The 17316-nt window shown below is 61.8% G+C and carries 16 protein-coding genes, 1 tRNA gene and 1 pseudogene; 17 read left to right on the forward strand and 1 reads right to left on the reverse strand.

What is annotated here, in order from left to right; genetic code table 11:
• The first annotated feature begins 2 nt into the window (after positions 1 to 2).
• The 9 genes from INS93_RS06455 (at position 3) to INS93_RS06495 (ending at position 7398) form a co-directional block, all read left to right on the forward strand.
• On the forward strand, positions 3 to 1760 hold the full coding sequence (locus tag INS93_RS06455; protein ID WP_192980740.1) for a hypothetical protein: 1758 nt from the start codon (positions 3 to 5) through the stop codon (positions 1758 to 1760).
• Positions 1757 to 2182, forward strand: a complete 426-nt coding sequence (locus INS93_RS06460) for a hypothetical protein (RefSeq protein ID WP_192980741.1) — start codon at positions 1757 to 1759, stop codon at positions 2180 to 2182. Before INS93_RS06455 ends, INS93_RS06460 begins: the two co-directional genes overlap by 4 nt.
• Entirely contained in the window at positions 2172 to 3770 is a 1599-nt protein-coding gene (locus tag INS93_RS06465; RefSeq protein WP_192980742.1) for a hypothetical protein, read from the forward strand. Before INS93_RS06460 ends, INS93_RS06465 begins: the two co-directional genes overlap by 11 nt.
• A gap of 9 nt (positions 3771 to 3779) precedes the next feature.
• Positions 3780 to 4202 (forward strand): hypothetical protein, encoded by a 423-nt coding sequence (locus tag INS93_RS06470; RefSeq protein ID WP_192980743.1) that lies wholly within the window; start codon positions 3780 to 3782, stop codon positions 4200 to 4202.
• The gene (locus tag INS93_RS06475; protein WP_192980744.1) at positions 4199 to 4597 is read left to right on the forward strand and encodes a hypothetical protein; all 399 of its coding nucleotides are present in this window, start codon (positions 4199 to 4201) and stop codon (positions 4595 to 4597) included. Before INS93_RS06470 ends, INS93_RS06475 begins: the two co-directional genes overlap by 4 nt.
• 26 nt (positions 4598 to 4623) lie before the next feature.
• Entirely contained in the window at positions 4624 to 5211 is a 588-nt protein-coding gene (locus tag INS93_RS06480; RefSeq protein WP_192980745.1) for a hypothetical protein, read from the forward strand.
• Complete coding sequence (locus INS93_RS06485; protein WP_192980746.1) at positions 5195 to 5638, forward strand: hypothetical protein; 444 nt, start codon at positions 5195 to 5197, stop codon at positions 5636 to 5638. Before INS93_RS06480 ends, INS93_RS06485 begins: the two co-directional genes overlap by 17 nt.
• 10 nt (positions 5639 to 5648) lie before the next feature.
• On the forward strand, positions 5649 to 6332 hold the full coding sequence (locus tag INS93_RS06490; protein ID WP_192980747.1) for a hypothetical protein: 684 nt from the start codon (positions 5649 to 5651) through the stop codon (positions 6330 to 6332).
• Between the two features lie 643 nt (positions 6333 to 6975).
• Entirely contained in the window at positions 6976 to 7398 is a 423-nt protein-coding gene (locus tag INS93_RS06495) for a hypothetical protein (RefSeq protein WP_192980748.1), read from the forward strand.
• An 80-nt stretch (positions 7399 to 7478) separates the two neighbouring features.
• Here INS93_RS06495 and INS93_RS06500 read toward each other — a convergent pair whose 3' ends face one another.
• Complete coding sequence (locus INS93_RS06500) at positions 7479 to 7700, reverse strand: carbon storage regulator (protein WP_192980749.1); 222 nt, start codon at positions 7698 to 7700, stop codon at positions 7479 to 7481.
• A gap of 89 nt (positions 7701 to 7789) precedes the next feature.
• Between INS93_RS06500 and INS93_RS06505 the strand changes: the two genes are divergently transcribed.
• The 8 genes and pseudogenes from INS93_RS06505 (at position 7790) to INS93_RS06540 (ending at position 16786) form a co-directional block, all read left to right on the forward strand.
• Complete coding sequence (locus tag INS93_RS06505; protein ID WP_192980750.1) at positions 7790 to 8227, forward strand: cell wall hydrolase; 438 nt, start codon at positions 7790 to 7792, stop codon at positions 8225 to 8227.
• Positions 8227 to 8775 (forward strand): DUF2514 family protein, encoded by a 549-nt coding sequence (locus INS93_RS25015; RefSeq protein WP_192980751.1) that lies wholly within the window; start codon positions 8227 to 8229, stop codon positions 8773 to 8775. The genes INS93_RS06505 and INS93_RS25015 overlap by 1 nt, the downstream gene beginning before the upstream one ends.
• A 293-nt stretch (positions 8776 to 9068) precedes the next feature.
• Positions 9069 to 9155 (forward strand) — tRNA-Leu (locus tag INS93_RS06515).
• Between the two features lie 314 nt (positions 9156 to 9469).
• A pseudogene (locus tag INS93_RS06520) lies at positions 9470 to 9801 on the forward strand (Hsp20/alpha crystallin family protein); the annotation flags it as partial.
• A 105-nt stretch (positions 9802 to 9906) separates the two neighbouring features.
• Entirely contained in the window at positions 9907 to 12750 is a 2844-nt protein-coding gene (clpK, locus tag INS93_RS06525; protein WP_192980752.1) for a heat shock survival AAA family ATPase ClpK, read from the forward strand.
• Positions 12751 to 13029: 279 nt separating this feature from the next.
• The gene (locus INS93_RS06530) at positions 13030 to 13500 is read left to right on the forward strand and encodes a phosphate-starvation-inducible PsiE family protein (RefSeq protein WP_021489146.1); all 471 of its coding nucleotides are present in this window, start codon (positions 13030 to 13032) and stop codon (positions 13498 to 13500) included.
• Between the two features lie 315 nt (positions 13501 to 13815).
• Positions 13816 to 15597, forward strand: a complete 1782-nt coding sequence (locus tag INS93_RS06535; RefSeq protein WP_192980753.1) for a monovalent cation:proton antiporter-2 (CPA2) family protein — start codon at positions 13816 to 13818, stop codon at positions 15595 to 15597.
• Between the two features lie 220 nt (positions 15598 to 15817).
• The gene (locus INS93_RS06540; protein ID WP_192980754.1) at positions 15818 to 16786 is read left to right on the forward strand and encodes an LLM class oxidoreductase; all 969 of its coding nucleotides are present in this window, start codon (positions 15818 to 15820) and stop codon (positions 16784 to 16786) included.
• Positions 16787 to 17316 lie beyond the last annotated feature (530 nt).

Raw genomic sequence — 17316 nt, forward strand, 5'->3', positions numbered from 1 at the left:
GCATGATCAACGGCCTACTGATCAACGGCGCGCCGATCAATGCCGGGAGCATGGGCGGCGGGGCCGAGCCGGTAACGGTGGCGCCGCGTGACAGCATTCTGTGGGATGTGCGCGCGATGCTCGCCGGCGAGGATGTGAGCGAATTGTTGACGGGTACGATCCGTGTTGAGCAGGAGCGCGGCGCAGCCAGCTTGGCTGATTGCGAGTTGCTGCTCGACCCCGGCCCCATCGACCCGACCTGGTACACCGGCAAAACCTTTGCGGTGTACTACAAGGAATGGCGTGACGGCGCGTGGCTGGAGTACCTGCTGTTCGACGGCTGGGTGATTCGCCCATCGTTCGAGCCGGTAGATAGTGTAATCGCGCTGGAGTGCAGCGACCGCCTGCAGGATGCCATCGAGGCGCTGAGCATTGCCGGGGTGGATGCCCTGGTGGGCGGTAATTGGAGTGCGGATCTGTTCGAGGACCCAGTCGGCCGCAGCCGGTGGGACTACGCGCAGGAGCGTATGAGCAGCCGCGCTGCCAGCCTCAACCGCCTGCCCGGTGGCGAGCTGGTGGTAACGCCCTGGGCGGCCACGGCGCCGGCCTTCGTATACGGCGATGGCGTTACGCTCGACCGCAGCCTGGCCTGGAGCCCGGTCGACCTCGATGAGCGCGTGAACGTGGTGGAGGTGGACGCGTTGTGGCGCTACCCGAAACTGCGCGAGCGCCGCGACAACTTCAACTGGCAGCACCCGAACCTGAGCGGCCTGACAGGCATTGGCGGGTTCTGCGTGTGGCACCTCGAAACGACTGAGCTGCCCGATATACCCATGATTGAGGAGGGCACGACCGGCGCGGGCTACGGGGCAATCTTCAACTCTGAGTGGTACCGCCTGCCGCTGACCGTGACAGACGGCACGAACACCGGGCAGTTCTGCGACCCGCAGTTTGTGTGGATCAACAACTACGCCGACCTGCTGCTGGGCGGCGCCTGGGCCGGTGCGCGGCGCTGGGTGCAGGCTGTAACCGAAACCTACGCACTGCGCGTCGAGGCGCCGGGCAGCATCGCCGCCGCCGGGGAAGTGATTCGTCGTGATCGCGTTGCCGTCGACAGCTCCGATCAGGAACGCGCCGAGACGTTCGCCGAGCCCGGCTGGAAGGGTCTGGAAGCCGGCGGCAGCTATGACGCCGTGGGTGACTGGGTGGTGAACCTGCGCGAGCAAAGCCGGTGGCAAGCCGCGCTGGTGTGCGCGGTGGCCATGGCGCGCGTGCAGATACTCGCCGCGCACCGGGGTAACCGGCTGAGCTTCGACGTGCCGACAAGCGACGCCATGGGCGTGACGCTGCAGCAGACGCTGCGCGTTGAGGACCAGCGCTGCCGCTGCGAGGCGCCTGTATGGCTGCTGACTCATGAGCTGAGCATCGATGCGCAGACGGCGATCACCACTATCACCCTCGGCGTGAGCCGGGGCGGTGGCGACGTGACCGACCCGATTACCGTGCCTGCGCCGCCGGCTGTGCCAGCCGGACCCGGGCGCGCCTCCGCGCGTGACCTTGTGACGCAACTCGGCGGCCGGCCTGACTCGCCGGAGTTCGACGAAACCCTGATGGGCTTCAGCGGCAACTATGACGTGCCATTCCCAGGCTCTGAGCAGTACCCGCGCGACTTCCGCGTCGAGGCGCCGGAGATTGACGAGTACCACATCGACGAACTGGATCTGAGCACGGCCGCCACCTACCGGGTGGCCGTGCCGCATGACCTGCTGGAGTTCACATGACGCTCGCTGACGAACGACGCGCCATCGCCCAGGGCATGGCCGCAAGCCGGGCCGCAACCGGCGCCGATGAGCGCCGCGCGATCGGCCAGCGCCTGGTAAATGAGCGCCGAGGGATCAAGGAAGATCTCAACGCCCTGGAGAAGTCCCCGCGCAAGAATGCCCAGTTGCCGCAACTGGAGCGGCGCGGCACGCGCGGGCCGGCGGTGGGGGTGGGGAGTTGGAACCCGAACCGGGTGCCGTCCTCCGGCGGTGGTGGCGGCCTTGTGAGCCCCATCACTGAAGTGTCGCGCACCTATCACCCTGATCGGTTGGTGTGGTCAAGCGAAGGCCTGGTGGCCTTCACGCGCAAACCGACCAATGAACTGCTGATGCAGGACGCCGAAGGCACGCAGGAAACGAGGGTCTTCCTCAATGCTCCGTGAATGGCATGACGACGAGATCGTCGCGATTGGCTGGCCGTGGCATGGGCGGGTGGTCAGCCTTGGTGGCGTCAGCACGCTGGAACTGGCCGGCGGCGGCAGCATGCCGCTGCCGAGGTTCAACGATGCCCGCGCGGTTACGTGGACGTTTGATATGGGCCGCCCGGACATACCTGACCCCGTCGTAGAGGCGGCCGGTGGTGCGTGGTGGGGGCGGGCGATCATGCGGGATGGGTATTTCTGGTCCGGCCTACGGCCTGATGGTAGCGGCTTCTTCACAACCGCCCGGCGGATCGTGCCGCTGTGGTGGGAAGAGGATGATGAACCGGCAGCGCAGATCGTCGACTACCCCATTTTTACCGACACGTTCACCCTGGGTTGGCGTAACGCAGATGGCGTTCAGCAAAGCGTCACGCGCTCCTGGTCTCTCGCAGAGCGCGGCCAGGGCACGGACCAGCCGTTGTGCGCCGCAAAAAACACGACCGGTGAGTGGCGACTGGTTGGCCAGGCCGCAGACTACAGCGTCAGATGGTCGTTCATGGGCGCCCATAAAAACCGCATGCTGTTTGCGCTCAGCCTGCTGGCCTTCGGCGGCGTTGGCCTGCCGCACCCAACGGGCACGGCGCCAGGCTCTTCGCCTGGCGGCGCTCCAGCCAGCTACTGCGGGCTGGTGGAGGTGATAGTCGACAAAGCCCTGTTTGGCCCGACCGGCGATCCCTTGGAGCATCTGAACATCAACCTGCTGGAGGATCGCGAAACCGCGCTGGGCAACCCCACCTATTCGCTCATCGATACAACAGCGCCTGGCGGCGGCAGCCGTAACCGTGACGAAGAGACCGAGCAAACCTCTGCGCTGCTCACGGCCTGGTATGACAACGCTGGCACCGTGCGCACAGCGCGTTACAGCCGCCGCCAGGTCGCAACCTACGACTACGTTTCAACGGCCGTGGATGACCGCCACTGGGATCTGACCCGCAGCACCGAGTTCGAGTTGCTGTACGGCGGCAGTGTGGTTGACGAGCACTCACTGAGCGAGCAGCTGGAGATAGACCAGGTAGGCGCCACGCTCACCGCCACGCGCACGGTTACCGAGAGCGGGCTGCCCGATGACGTCGCCACCTGGACTGGCACCTACGCCGGCGGCAGCGGCATCGAGCCTGACCCGTTTGCGGTGTTTCGCGCCGGGCAGGGGTTGGTGATGGGTTCGGTTGCCTACATCCTCACCCTGCCGGGTGAAGGCAACGTACTGCGCGAGCAGGACGTGCGCCTCATGTGGTTGGTTGCGCACTCCAACAACGTGGCCAGCCTGTGCCGCTCTCGCGAGCCGTATGACTACCCGGGCGGCGGTGACCTGATGCAGGTCGAGGCCTACTCCGGCCCGGCAATCGGCCCAGCCGGCATTGTGGCCAGCAGCATGAGCCGCACTCTGGACCGCCCGCGCACCGTGGTTGGGCCGTTTTATCGAAGCTTTTTCTCCGAGGTCGGGCAGCGCTGGGTGAATGGCACAGGTAACCCGGTAACCGGGCAGATCGTGCGCGCAGACGACTACTACGGGTGGCCGGGCGGCTACCCGCAAATCAGTTGGGTATAGAGGCCTCACATGCAGAACTTCATCAACAACTGGTGGGAGCCGGTAGAGCTCGCGCCCGGTGTGACTGTGCTCGACGTAGCCCTGGCCAATGGCACTTATCGGCTGACGTTCAGTGATTTCGTGGGTCTGGCTGCCGAACGCTGGGAGATCGCCGAGGCAGTGGTAGTCAGCGGCTCGGCCACGCTCACGCGCGGGCTCGAGGGCACGCTCGAGCAGGACTGGCCCGCTGGCAGCGTGATGTACATCGGCGTAACGGCGGGATTTTTGGAGGGGCTGCAGCCGGCAATCGCCGCGCAGCAGGTGCAGATCAATGACCTGATCACACGCGTGGCGGCGCTTGAGGCTGGCAGCGGCAATGCGCTGGCCGATGTTGACGGAGAGTTGCTGGCTGACAGCGACGGCGCAATTTTAACCGCAGGAGATTACGAATGACCGTACAGCACGAATACCGGGGCTCCGGCAGCCCCGTTGGCACAGTTCTGGCGCCGGTGAACTCGCATTACCTCGACCTCACAACTGAGGAAACCTGGTTCTGTGTGTACAGCGATGTGGATTCGTCCAGATGGCGCCGTATGGCTGTTGGTGTGCCTATCGAGCTAGGTTCCGGCACTGTGACGCTGCTCAATGAATACATCCGGCAGAGCGAGATGATTCTGCAGGCCGGCACGCTGGTGCAGTTCGAGTTCGGCGGCCCGATCTACTCAAACGTCGCCTTGGGCGGCGAGATTCTCTCGTTCACCGCTGCAAGTCTCAGTCACATGAAGTTGGAGCGCGTTGACGCTGGCGGCTATCTGCTCATCGTCACCCCCCTCACCGAATACAACTGAACCCACTCGACTCGGAGTAGCCAGCCATGCAGCCGGCCTGCCTAGACCTGCCCATCGTTCCGGGCGCGACAAACCGCAAACCGCTTTACCTGCTGCAACCCCGCTGGGAGCGCCGCGCCATCGCCGAGGTGCAGAAAACTCCATCGCTGCTGCTGACCGTGCCCGGGCACGATCTGCCGGGCGAGTGGCCGTGCTGGGTGGAGGGCGTTAGCGGCTTCACCGCACTCAACCGCCAGCCGCCGCAGCAAGCGCCGTGGRTAGTCGGTGTGGTGGGTGACGACACGGTGGAAATCAACGCACTCAACGGCGCCGGCCAAAACGCCAGCGGCGGCTGGCTGGTGTATCAGCAGGGCGTCGACCTGGCTGATGCCACTGCTGTGCTCACACTCGCCGGCCCCGACTACAGCCTGCAGCTGACCACCGCCAACGGTGGCCTGCAGGTGCTTGGTGTGGGCCAGCTGAACATCGTGCTCACCCCAGCACAGAGCACCGCCATCCCGCTCGACGGCGTGACCTACACGCTGGATATCACCTGGAGCAACGGCGACGTAGACCGCTGGCTCGACGGCCCCGTGACCGTGCGCCGAGGAGTTGCCCATGGCTGCTGCACCTGATGTCATCGTCGCTGGCCAGCCATTCGTGCTGGTGCACGAGCCAGTGGCCGCGCCGGCCATCGTCGTGGCGGCAGGGAGGCAGGGGCCGCCAGGGCCGCCGGGAGATGGGAGTGCGTTAGGCGCATTTGAATTTGCCTTCGGAGATGCCTCAACCCGGCTGCTGCACACTATTACAAAGCCAAGCCTGCTGGCTTCTGTGCAGTTGATCATCACCACTCCTTTCAATGGCGAAGGCGCAGCGCTGCGGATACGCACGCAAGCCGGTGTCGTGCTGCTCGACAGTGATCAGGTGGCACCTGACTTCGCCGCCACCTACGAATCAACGCCTGGTGCCTCGCTCGCCGCCGGCACCGGAATCTATCTCGAAATCACCCCAGGTGCCGGCGCAACCGCCGGCGCTGGCTTCGTTGTGCTCAACCTGAACTGAGGTAACCATCATGCGCTTTCTCGACCTACGCGGCACGCTCAGCACTCTTTTTCGATTGGGCCTCAACGGACTGCAATTGAAGAGTACGGGAGGCAAAATCCGTGCGCGCAACGCCGACGACACCGACGACGTACCGTTGGTGGGGAGTAGCATCCAGGCCAGCGGAGACAGTCTCACCCTGAACGAGGGTGCGGCGGAAAGCGGCGCGGACTGGACGATGACGATCAGCCGGCCGGACGCCGGCATGACGCAGAACCTGACGTTCAAGATGCCGCCGAGCTATGGCACTGCCGGTTTCGCGCTGGTCACCGATGGTGCAGGCAACCTTTCGTTTGCCTCGTCGGCAGCCGCTACGAACCTCGAGGCTACCGACACTACCGATCTTGAGTTCGACTCGATCGGCACCGTGAGCATGTTCCAACTACCCGCTAACGCTGTCGTGCGCAAAGTGGCGATCGTGATCGACGAGCCGTTCGATGGCGCTCCGTCGGTATCGGTTGGTGTTTCCGGTGAACTGTCGCGATACATGGGCAGCACTCAGGTCGATCTTAAGGCGGCGGCTGGCACCACGTTTGAGGTGGACCCTGCCACCGCGGCGGTAGGTACGCCCCAGGACTTGATCGCGACCTACAGCGCTGGCGGCGCGACGGCAGGTGCCGCGCGTATTCTGGTTTCGTATGTGATTCCGAGCTAACGCCATGCGGTGGCTAAGCGACTTGGCAGGTAGTATGCGGACGACGTTCGGCGTCGGCCGCGCTACGATAAGTTCGGCGGGGGTGACAGTTCCCCGGACCGTCTCTATCCCCGACAAGACAGGGACAATAGCGCTGGCGGAAGATCTACCAGCCGATGTTCTCGCCGTCATACTGTCTGGATTATCGAACAGTTCGGAGTCTTCTGTAGTAAACACTGACTCGATACTTGCCGCTATCGGGAAGTTACAACAACGCTCACTACGTGGAATTCCCTACGCGGCCAGTACTGACTCTGTAACCCTATTTGGAGAACTTRCCGGCCAGGGTTGGGCGCCGAGAATTTATGGGGCAGGGGCGGGTTCTCGGCAATCGGACCACCCAGATGGACAAACCGCTGTAGCGGTAGGCAACGGAGTCGCGAACTATTACTGGGTTCTGACGCTTGGTTTCGGAAGTTTGAACTTGTGTCAGTTTGCGTTCCCGTATCTGAGCGGTGCGGACAATGCTCGAGCAACGATTAAGTTTCGCTGGAGATACGGTGCAGCCCCAGGCACTTGGACGCTATGGGATAGTATCCCTCGAAGGTCGGCCTTCGCTGCCGCTCAGTTTTCGGGGATATTTGCCTCTGCCGCCGAGGGCAGTGTGGGCAACACATGGAAGAAAATCAGGCCAGCTTCTACCGATTTCGATGGCATCGGCGGCGTGCTCCAAACTGTAAGCTCCGAACCTACTGGAGTCCTGCTGCTGCCTTCTGCGGGTATATATGAATTGTCCGCTCAGTTGTACCCAAGCGCACCTGCAAACTCATCCGCAAAGATAAGTTTGTACTTGGGTTTGATTGATCATGGACCTACGGGCGCTCTTGATTCGCTTTTGAAAGTTGCCAACCAGGAGTTCCCCGGCGGGCAGCATCCCTCGGTGTCATTGACGAGGATGGTGGAGATATCCGCTGCGCGGCAATACTCGTTCAACTGGTACTTCCTCGATGGCGCCGCTGTTACCAGCACGATGGTTCTGCCAACTGAAAGCGTTTATTCGCAAGTTTCGGTTAAGAGACTTGCCTAATGCACTATCGCTGATAGGGCTAGCCAGTAGTGCTATTGGCGAGCTGTGTGGCTGGCTCAGGGTGGAGTAGGGGCAATGCGTCAGGCATTACCCCGTGCCTGCTCGAGCAGCTCCGAACGCAGAATGCTGACGGACGCAGGTGCATCGATCCCGATGCGTGCTCGGGTGCCGTGCCGGCCGATATCGGTCACGGTGATGGTTATGCCGTAGCGGACCAGCTCGAGGATGGCCTGGTCGCTCATGTTCTCGCCGAACAAGATGCGTACCGCCTGGCCCTGCTTCCGTTCAATCACTACTCCCATGTCGCGCTCCGTGCTGATCGTTGAACCACGAGCGTAGATCATTTCCACCCTGCCCGCCGAGTGCGGGCTTTTTTGTGCCTGGAGAAATCATGACCCAACGTGAACAAGACATTGACGTGCTGGCCCGCACCATCTGGGGCGAGGCGCGCGGCGAAGGGCAGGGCGGCCAGGTCGCCGTGGGCTGGTGCATCCGCAACCGCGTCGAGATGGACCTGCACAACGACGGCAAACCGGACTGGTGGGGCGAAGGCTATGCCGGCGTTTGCAAGGCGCCATGGCAGTTCAGCTGCTGGAACAAGAACGACCCGAACAGCCCATACCTGCGCGGCGAAAAACCGATCCCGGCGGCGCAGTTCATGCAGTGCCGGGAGGCTGCAGTGGCGGTGATCGACGCCCACGAGCCTGACCCGACTGGCGGTGCCACGCACTACTACTCGACCACCATGAAGAAGCCACCAGCCTGGGTGAAGGGCGCCACCCGAACCTGCAAGATCGGCCGACACATCTTCTTTAAGGACGTGCCGTGATGGCCGCCTTGCTGAAGCTGGTCCCGTCCTGGGCCTGGCCGTGGATCGCTGGGGTGGTGCTTGCGCTGGCGGTCGGTGGCGGCCAGCAGCTGCGGGTATTGGCAGCGCAATCTGCAACTGTCGTCGCCCATGCCGCAAAGTCAAAGGCCCAGGCCGACCTGGCCAACTACCGCACGGAAGTGGCTGAGCGTGATAGGCGCTCGGCGATAGCGTCGCAGGCAGAAACCCAGCGCCGGCTGGCCGCCGACGAACAGAACAGGAAGAAAAACCATGAAGAACTTGAACGGGCTCAAGCTGATGCTGCTGCCGCTGATCGCGTTGCTGGCGGGCTGCGCGCAGAACTCAACCGAATACGTGGACTTATCGCCAGCTATTCCGGCACTCCCGATGGAAGCCAGGCAGGGCGAAGCACGGCCGATCTGCTCGCCGACCTGCTCGAAGAAGTGGAGCGAGAAGGCCGAGCAATGGCAGCAGAAGCTGACCGGCGTGGAGTAGCTGGTGCGATGTGTGAGCGGGCCTATGAGGGGGTGAGAGGCGGTAGCGGGTAGGCTGTTTTTCGTTTCCGCATCGCTTCATACGCCCCGCATGCCTAAAGGCTTGCAGGCAATGAAATTTTGCGTTGTTGCGGAAATCAATATGCCGTAAGATTATGAAAGGCTTAAGCTTTAGGTCGGATTGCAAATCCGTGAACGCCGGTTCGATTCCGACCTCAGCCTCCAATCTAAAAGGCCTCGTAGATCCATGATTTACGAGGCCTTTTTCATTATCCCTGATGTGCTTTTGCATACCTTGCGAGGACAGGGAGGGCTGTATATAGTCCGGTCCTTCGCACAGCGCTACCGCCCGAATGGCGAAATCGGTAGACGCAGGAGACTTAAAATCTCTCGCCAGCAATGGCGTGCCGGTTCGAGTCCGGCTTCGGGCACCATTTAAATCAAGCGCTTACGAGTTTTTTCGGCGGCATGGCTTGGTCCGCAATCCTCGCATTCATCCGCTATCGATCTGATCAGTAAGCAGTCGATCGGCGTTACTGCCAGCAAGCATGTCATGGAACGTCCCTGCCACGGATGATCACCCGTCAAGCCGGCCTGGTCTTGGCTGCCGGTTGCAACGTGGTGTTCAAACCTGCCCCGCAAAACCCCATTCTCCGCGTCCACCTTTCAAGCCAGATACTTTTCTTGACTTCTAGCCTGTAAGGCGCAGACTTTGTCAAGTATTGCAACAATCCCCTTGGGCTTGGCTGGATTTGGTTTTCCGGCGCTTGTCATGCCGCGCTTGCCGTTCGATTGGCTAGGCATGCTGAAGCTGGCGTTGGATATTCAGGAAACCGATGCAGCACAGGATTTCCCTCGACGGTCCCGGTGTCGAGGAAAAGGCGATCCAGATCACGCCCGACAACGACGTGCCGATGGTGCGAGGTGAAAGCGCCAAGAGCAAGAGAAGAGCGAAGCGGCTTTTCTCGTGTCGAATTTTCCTACGGCAGTTTCCAGTGTGCACTGAACCTGCCCGACGATGCCAACCAGGATTCGAAGCGCGAAGCAAGTGCACCGAAGCACGGCCGCTCGATTCCGATTGAAGTTGAGACGGATATTCCATTGCGGTCACCACGAAGTCCCACCAGGGGACGAGGTGCCGCGGCATGCCGCACCTCGTCATCTCAATGACCAAGGAGCGTCCGCATGGCCAGGAAGCAATGTCAAATCTGCGGCCAACCCGCCACCGCGCGGGTGGAAGCCAATCTCAATGGTCGCCTTACTACCATGCTGTTGTGTGACGACCACTACCGCCAACTGGTGCGTCAGCAAAAACGCACCATTTCCCCGCTGGAAGCCCTTTTCGGCTCGCGCAGCGGCTTGTTCGAAGATTTTCTAGGCAGCGATTTCTTCCGCATTGGAGAGGAATCGGCACCGGCTGCAGCCGATGCCGATGAAGTGGTCGATGCGTCGTTTGGCGAACCAGCCTCCACAGGTTCTGGCACGCCGCGCCGTCGCGGTAGCGGGTTGGCCAGCCGCATCAGCGAGCACTCCGAGGCCCTGTTGCAGGAAGCCGCCAAGCATGCCGCGGACTTCGGTCGCTCCGAAGTCGATACGGAGCACCTGCTGCTGGCGCTGGCCGACAGCGATGTGATCAAGACCATCCTGAGCCAGTTCAAGATCAAGGTCGATGAGCTCAAACGCCAGATCGAAGCCGAAGCCAAGCGCGGCGACACGCCGTTTGAAGGCGAGATCGGCGTGTCGCCACGGGTGAAGGATGCGCTCAGTCGCGCCTTCGTCGCCTCCAATGAATTAGGACACTCTTACGTCGGGCCCGAGCACTTCCTGATCGGGCTGGCCGAAGAGGGTGAAGGGCTGGCCGCCAACTTGCTGCGCCGCTATGGCCTCACGCCGCAGGCCCTGCGCCAGCAGGTCAACAAGGTGGTCGGCAAAGGTGCGGAGGATGGCCGCGCCGAGACGCCGACCAATACGCCGGAGCTCGACAAGTATTCGCGCGATCTCACCAAGATGGCGCATGCGGGCAAGCTGGACCCTGTCATCGGCCGCGCGCAGGAAATCGAAACCACCATCGAGGTGCTGGCGCGGCGCAAGAAGAACAACCCCGTACTGATCGGCGAGCCTGGCGTGGGCAAGACCGCCATCGTCGAGGGGTTGGCACAGCGCATGGTTGCCGGCGAGGTGCCCGAGACGCTGCGCGACAAGCGCCTGGTCGAGCTGAACATCAATTCCATGGTGGCCGGCGCGAAGTACCGTGGCGAGTTCGAGGAACGCGTGCAGAAGGTGCTGAAGGAGATCTCCGAGCACCAGGGCGAGATGATCCTCTTCATCGACGAGGTGCACACCATTGTGGGCGCCGGCCAGGGGGGTGGCGAAGGCGGATTGGATGTGGCCAACGTCTTCAAGCCGATGATGGCGCGCGGTGAGCTGAACCTGATTGGCGCGACCACGCTCAACGAGTACCAGAAGTACATCGAGAAAGACGCCGCACTGGAACGGCGCTTCCAGCCGGTCATGGTGCCCGAGCCAACGGTGGCGCAGACCATCATGATCCTGCGCGGCCTGCGCGATACCTTTGAAGCGCACCACAAGGTCAGCATCACCGAGGACGCGATCATCGCGGCCGCCGAGCTGGCCGATCGCTATGTCACCGCGCGCTTCCTGCCGGACAAGGCCATCGATCTGCTCGATCAGGCTGCTGCCCGCGTGAAGCTGTCGGCGACGGCCCGCCCCGTTGCGGTGCAGGAGTTGGAGGCCGAACTGCACCAGTTACGCCGGGAGCAGGACTACCTGGCTTCCCGCAAGCAATACGACAATGCGGCGGAGGTCGGCAAGCGCATCGAAACCAAGGAAGCCGAACTCAAGACGCAGGTCGAGGACTGGGAACGCGAGCGCGGCTCGGGCAGCGCCGAAGTCAAGGCGGAACACGTGGCGCAGATCGTCTCGCGCCTGACCGGCATCCCGGTCAATGAGCTGACGGTGGAGGAGCGCGAGAAGCTGCTGCACCTGGAGCAGCGGCTGCATGAGCGCCTGGTGGGGCAGGACGAGGCGGTACGCGCTGTAGCGGATGCGGTGCGGCTGTCGCGCGCGGGTCTGCGCGAAGGCAGCAAGCCCGTGGCCACGTTCCTGTTCCTGGGCCCAACCGGCGTCGGCAAGACCGAACTCGCCAAGGCGCTGGCCGAATCCATCTACGGCAACGAGGGCGCCCTGTTGCGCATCGACATGTCGGAGTACGGCGAGCGTCATACCGTGGCGCGGCTGGTGGGCGCTCCGCCGGGCTACGTCGGCTATGACGAAGGCGGCCAGCTCACGGAGAAGGTCCGTCGCAAGCCTTACAGCGTGCTGCTGCTCGACGAGATCGAGAAGGCCCACCCCGACGTCTACAACATCCTGCTGCAGGTGTTCGACGACGGGCGGCTCACCGACGGCAAGGGTCGCGTGGTGGACTTCACCAACACCATCATCATCGCCACGTCGAACCTGGGATCCGACATCATTCAGCGCCGGCTGAAGGCGCGCGGAGCGGCCGGCGAGGAGTACGAGAAGGCCAAGACAGAGGTGATGGACGTGCTGCGCGGGCACTTCCGCCCCGAGTTCCTCAATCGCATCGACGAGATCATCGTCTTCCATGCGCTGGGCAAGGAGGAGATCCGCCACATCGTCGGCCTGCAACTCGATCGCGTGGCGCGCAATGCCGCGAGCCAGGGGGTGACGCTGACGTTCGAAGGGACGCTGGTCGATCACTTCGCGGAAGAAGGCTACAAGCCCGAATTCGGTGCCCGCGAGCTCAAACGACTGATTCGCAGCGAGCTGGAAACGGCACTGGCGCGCGAGATGCTCGGCGGTGGCATAGGCAAGGGCGATCACGCCCGTGCACGTTGGGGCGACAAGGCGGAGCGGGTTGCCTTCGACCGCAAGCCAGCCGCTCCGGCCAGCGCCGAAGCTCCACCTGAATCTGCGCAACCGCCTGACTCGTCCAAGGAGTCGAGCAAGGGGGCGCGCAAGAAGAAGTCCGAAAGTGGCAAAGCTTGAAGCACGGGGCTGCCCTAATCCTGAAAGTGTGAGACGGGCGGCCCGTATGTTCTCTTTGGTGCGCCGGGCATCTTTCGGCTCGAGCCCCGCCCATCCAGGTACGACCTTACTGTGCGCGCGTAGTGGAGTACCCCAGGCTGCACGACATCCTGTCGTGACGACCTGGTGGGCTGCCGACATCACTTGCGACATGTTCACGCGCTTCGACATGGACGAAGGCCTAGAGGCACAGCGACCGCGATTTCTCGTAGGACTGGCCTGTTTCTGAAGGAGTGGCACATGAACAACAGCAATCAGACCGGGACGACACTCGAACGACTCCGTCGTGACTGGGCGGTGATGACGTTTTACGAACGCTTCGAGCAGGCCGTCGCCATCATCCTTTCAGCGGTGATGGCGGTGATTATCGTGGTGTCTCTGGTGCAGCTGATTCAGATTGTCTTCAGCTTGCTGATCATCGATGCATTCAATCCACTCGACCACAAGATCTTCCAGAGTGTGTTCGGCATGATCATGACGCTTCTGATCGCGATGGAATTCAAGCACTCCATCGTGCGCGTGGCCCTGCGCCGTGACAGCATCATTCAGGTCAAGACGGTCATCCTGATCGGGTTGATTGCGCTGTCCCGCAAATTCGTGATTCTCGATCCCGATGTCGGCCCGGCCAAAGTCGCGGCGCTGGCCGGCGCCACTCTGGCCCTGGGGCTGACCTATTGGCTGTTGCGTGAGCGCGATGACCGAATTGTCTAGAACGCCATGCCTGACAGCAAGTGGCCCACGCCACAAACGTCGAGTCTGGTCACGGCATCGCTTGCGTAACTGCCTGAAAACAGCGCTACCGGTTTGGACTTCGATCAGGATCGCCGCACTCGCCGTCGGCCTTTTACTTGGCGAAAGGGGACTGCGGGGCACCCTGCGAGCAAGCCGATTCGTCTTGTCATTCGAACCGGTGGCGGCTAAAGCGCTGACGCTGAGGTTGTATGCCACGCATGCCATCCAGTCGGATGAAACACCCGAAATCGAGGGTGTACGAACGTTTACTGATACGGACTGAGGGTCAAGGCTATGGCCGCTGAAGACAACGCAGGGCAATTATTGGGTGTCGTTACGTTGCTCGCTGCGGCCGTGGTGGCAGTGCCGCTGCTCAAACGCATCGGGTTCGGCTCGGTACTGGGCTACCTGACGGCGGGGATGATGATTGGTCCCTTTGGACTGCAACTGATCCATGACCCCCACACCATCATTCGGGTGGGCGAGCTGGGTGTGGTGATGTTTCTTTTTGTGATTGGACTGGAGCTGAAACCCTCGCATCTATGGGCGCTACGTGGGCAGATCTTTGGGCTGGGCAGCCTGCAGGTGGTGGTCTGTGCTGTTCTGCTCACCTTTGTCGGTATGGCCTTTGGTTTCCCCTGGCAGGTGGCGTTTGTGTGCGCGGCCGGTTTTGTACTCACATCTACGGCCTTGGTTATGCAAGTCCTCTCGGAGCGCGGTGACATAACCGAGCCGAGGGGGCAGCGTATCGTGTCCATTTTGCTGTTTGAAGACCTGTTGATAGTGCCGTTACTGGCGGTGGTGGCATTTCTGGCGCCCACTGAATGGGTGCATGAACCCACGTCACCGCTTTGGCAGCGTATCGGTATCGCCGCCTTGTCCTTGGGCGCACTGGTGGCCATCGGATTGTGGCTGCTCAATCCGATGTTTCGGGTATTGGCCCAAGCCCGGGCGCGCGAGGTGATGACCGCCGCCGCGCTACTGGTGGTGCTGGGGGCAGCGCTGCTGATGGAAATCGGCGGGCTTTCAATGGCGATGGGGGCGTTCGTTGCCGGCGTGCTGCTATCGGAATCCACCTTCCGCCACCAGTTGGAGGCCGACATAGAGCCGTTTCGCGGCCTGCTGCTGGGGCTGTTTTTTCTTGGCGTCGGCATGGCGTTGGATCTGCAAGTGGTGGTCACGAACTGGATGCTCATCACCTCTGGTCTGCTGGCGCTGATGTTGGTCAAGGCACTGTGTATTTATGCGGTCGCGCGCCTTGCAAAGAGCTCCCATGGCGATGCGCTGGATCGTGCAGTGCTTATGGCGCAGGGTGGAGAATTTGCTTTTGTGTTGTTTGCCGAGGCGCTCAAGCTCAGGGTCATCAGCCCCGAAGTCAACGCCAATATGACGGCTATCGTGGTGCTCTCCATGGCCATTACGCCGGTTGCCTTACTGCTGTACAGACGTTTTGCCCGCGCGCAGAGCGTTTCCATGGACGGTGTGGAGCCCGCACATAATCTGCAAGGCAATGTACTCATCATCGGTTTTGGCCGCGTGGGCCAGATTGCCTGCCAGGCACCGCTCGCTCAGGGAGCGAAACTTTCCATTATCGAGATAGATCCGGAGGTGATCCGCGCCGTGGAGCCCTATGGTTTCAAGGCCTATTACGGTGATGGTGCCCGCCATGAAATATTGCACGCTGCCGGTGCCCATCACGCCCGCGCCATCATCGTTTGTGTGAACGACAAGAAAGCCGCGACACGCATAGTCGAAAGCACGCGGCATTACTGCCCGCAAGTGAAATTGCTGGTGCGTGCCTTTGACCGCGAGCACGCGCTGGAGCTGGTCAAGCACGACGCCGACTACATAGTGCGGGAAACCTTTGAGGCCGCCCTGCTGCTCGGCCGTCAGGCCGTGCTGACGCTGGGCGCGTCTGAGCACGAAGCCGACGCGGTAACCGAGGAAGTGCGCATGCGCGATGCCGAACGTTTTGCCCTGGAAACAGCGGGTGGTCTATTTGCCGGGCGAGCGTTGGTACTGGGAAACATCGAGCATATCGAACCGCCGAACCAAGAAGCGCGGGACGCCCAATGAGCACTCATCCGGGATCGTCCAGGTCTGTCGCCGTCGACCGTCTCGCGCTGTATCGCTGCCGTGCAGCAGGGGCAACTGGTGACCTCGCAACGCATCGCCTCCGGACCATTGCAAACGCCCCGCGCGGAGCTTCAGGTGGCCTTGATAACGCTGATTTGATATCCGTCCGCAAGGATTTCTTTCAGCTCCTCAACATCTTTCGAAATAGGTAGGAGGGCGCATGTTCACTCCGAATTCCATTCCCTATCAGCAACAACCTGGCTTTCAGCGCACATACCGCCAAGGCCGTCTGACCTTGGGTCTTTTCTTCCCCCTCGAAGCCTTTGCCGGTGATACGCCGAGCATGCTCGACCAGGTGAGCCTGGCCCAACGTGCCGACAGGCTGGGTTTCTCTGCCCTCTGGTTTCGCGACGTGCCGTTACGCGACCCCAGCTTCGGTGATTCGGGTCAGGTCTTCGACCCTTGGGTCTACCTGGGTTTTATGGCGGCACACACACACTCGATTGCGCTGGGCACCGCCTCGATCATCCTGCCAATCCGCAATCCTCTGCACACCGCCAAGGCCGCCACCAGTGTCGATCAGCTCAGCGGTGGCCGCCTGTTACTCGGTGTGGCTTCCGGTGACCGGCCGGTGGAGTTTCCCGCATTCGGTGTCGACCCGGAGCGACGCGACAGCCTGTTCCGCGAATACCTCGAGGTCTTTCGCGAGGCTCAGCGCAGCAGTTTCATGCCTTTGACCTGGTCCGGCGGGACGCTTGAGGGTGCGGATCTGATTCCCAAGCCGACCACGGCGGAAATTCCTTTCTTTGTCACCGGCCATAGCCGCCAGACGCTGGAATGGATTGCCCGCTACAGTCATGGCTGGATCAGTTATCCGCGCGCCCCGAAGACGCAGCAGCTGATTGTCGAGAACTGGCGCACTGCGGTTCGTGCCGAATGCGGTGAGCTGTTCAAACCATTCACCCAGTCGCTATACATCGACCTGACAGATAACCCGCAGACACCACCACGACCGATCCACCTGGGCTATCAATTAGGGCGATATCACCTGATCTCGTTACTGGAAAGCTTGCAGGAGATCGGGGTTAACCATGTGATCGTCAATTTGAAATACGGCCAGCGTTCCGCGGGCGAGGTTATCGAGGAGCTCGGTCAGTTCGTTCTGCCTAACTTCGTCCTGTCGACATGAGGCAGCATGGTGCTGGATAGCGACGGCCCACGTTTTCTGTTCGGTCACTGCACCGTACGTGGACCGGCAACCTGGCAGCCACGACGGCGCTGGGCTTGACCGAGCCGAGCAGCGCAACCTCGACGAACGCCCTTGCCCGTTTTTCGCGGCTCAAGTGTTTCCCGCCATTATCTTATTGGCGGCACCTTCCTTCCTCGCAGCTATCGGACGTAAAGCTCTGCAACCACTCCCGTGGTTTGGCCAAGCTGATCTCCAGTCTTCAGGATGCCTTCACCCGATTCAGCCATGTCGGTGCTTACTTTGCCCGTAGATCGCGTAGGTGAAAGGCTGTTTCTGCTACCTTTCCGGCCTGTCTTTCGAAGCCTTGGTCCTGTGCAGTAGCGGTGAATTCGTCCATGCACAGGGTGTCGCCTGGGCGCTTTGCATCGGATAAGCCAAGTCCATGGCATCCCAGACGCTCACGCAATGCAGTCGTGATTGCATCCGGCGGATGGCATTGATTCGTGGGCTAAGCATCCATTCGCTTTGAT

It is taken from the genome of Pseudomonas sp. EggHat1, from assembly GCF_014892995.1.
Lineage (GTDB): Bacteria > Pseudomonadota > Gammaproteobacteria > Pseudomonadales > Pseudomonadaceae > Aquipseudomonas > Aquipseudomonas chaetocerotis.

Bases quoted from the DNA above. Each gene is read 5' to 3' on its own strand.
- INS93_RS06455 (WP_192980740.1), top strand. From the start codon at position 3: ATGATCAACGGCCTACTGATCAACGGCGCGCCGATCAATGCCGGGAGC.
- INS93_RS06460 (WP_192980741.1), top strand. From the start codon at position 1,757: ATGACGCTCGCTGACGAACGACGCGCCATCGCCCAGGGCATGGCCGCA.
- INS93_RS06465 (WP_192980742.1), top strand. From the start codon at position 2,172: ATGCTCCGTGAATGGCATGACGACGAGATCGTCGCGATTGGCTGGCCG.
- INS93_RS06470 (WP_192980743.1), top strand. From the start codon at position 3,780: ATGCAGAACTTCATCAACAACTGGTGGGAGCCGGTAGAGCTCGCGCCC.
- INS93_RS06475 (WP_192980744.1), top strand. From the start codon at position 4,199: ATGACCGTACAGCACGAATACCGGGGCTCCGGCAGCCCCGTTGGCACA.
- INS93_RS06485 (WP_192980746.1), top strand. From the start codon at position 5,195: ATGGCTGCTGCACCTGATGTCATCGTCGCTGGCCAGCCATTCGTGCTG.
- INS93_RS06490 (WP_192980747.1), top strand. From the start codon at position 5,649: ATGCGCTTTCTCGACCTACGCGGCACGCTCAGCACTCTTTTTCGATTG.
- INS93_RS06500 (WP_192980749.1), bottom strand. From the start codon at position 7,700: ATGGGAGTAGTGATTGAACGGAAGCAGGGCCAGGCGGTACGCATCTTG.
- INS93_RS06505 (WP_192980750.1), top strand. From the start codon at position 7,790: ATGACCCAACGTGAACAAGACATTGACGTGCTGGCCCGCACCATCTGG.
- INS93_RS25015 (WP_192980751.1), top strand. From the start codon at position 8,227: ATGGCCGCCTTGCTGAAGCTGGTCCCGTCCTGGGCCTGGCCGTGGATC.
- clpK (WP_192980752.1), top strand. From the start codon at position 9,907: ATGGCCAGGAAGCAATGTCAAATCTGCGGCCAACCCGCCACCGCGCGG.
- INS93_RS06530 (WP_021489146.1), top strand. From the start codon at position 13,030: ATGAACAACAGCAATCAGACCGGGACGACACTCGAACGACTCCGTCGT.
- INS93_RS06535 (WP_192980753.1), top strand. From the start codon at position 13,816: ATGGCCGCTGAAGACAACGCAGGGCAATTATTGGGTGTCGTTACGTTG.
- INS93_RS06540 (WP_192980754.1), top strand. From the start codon at position 15,818: ATGTTCACTCCGAATTCCATTCCCTATCAGCAACAACCTGGCTTTCAG.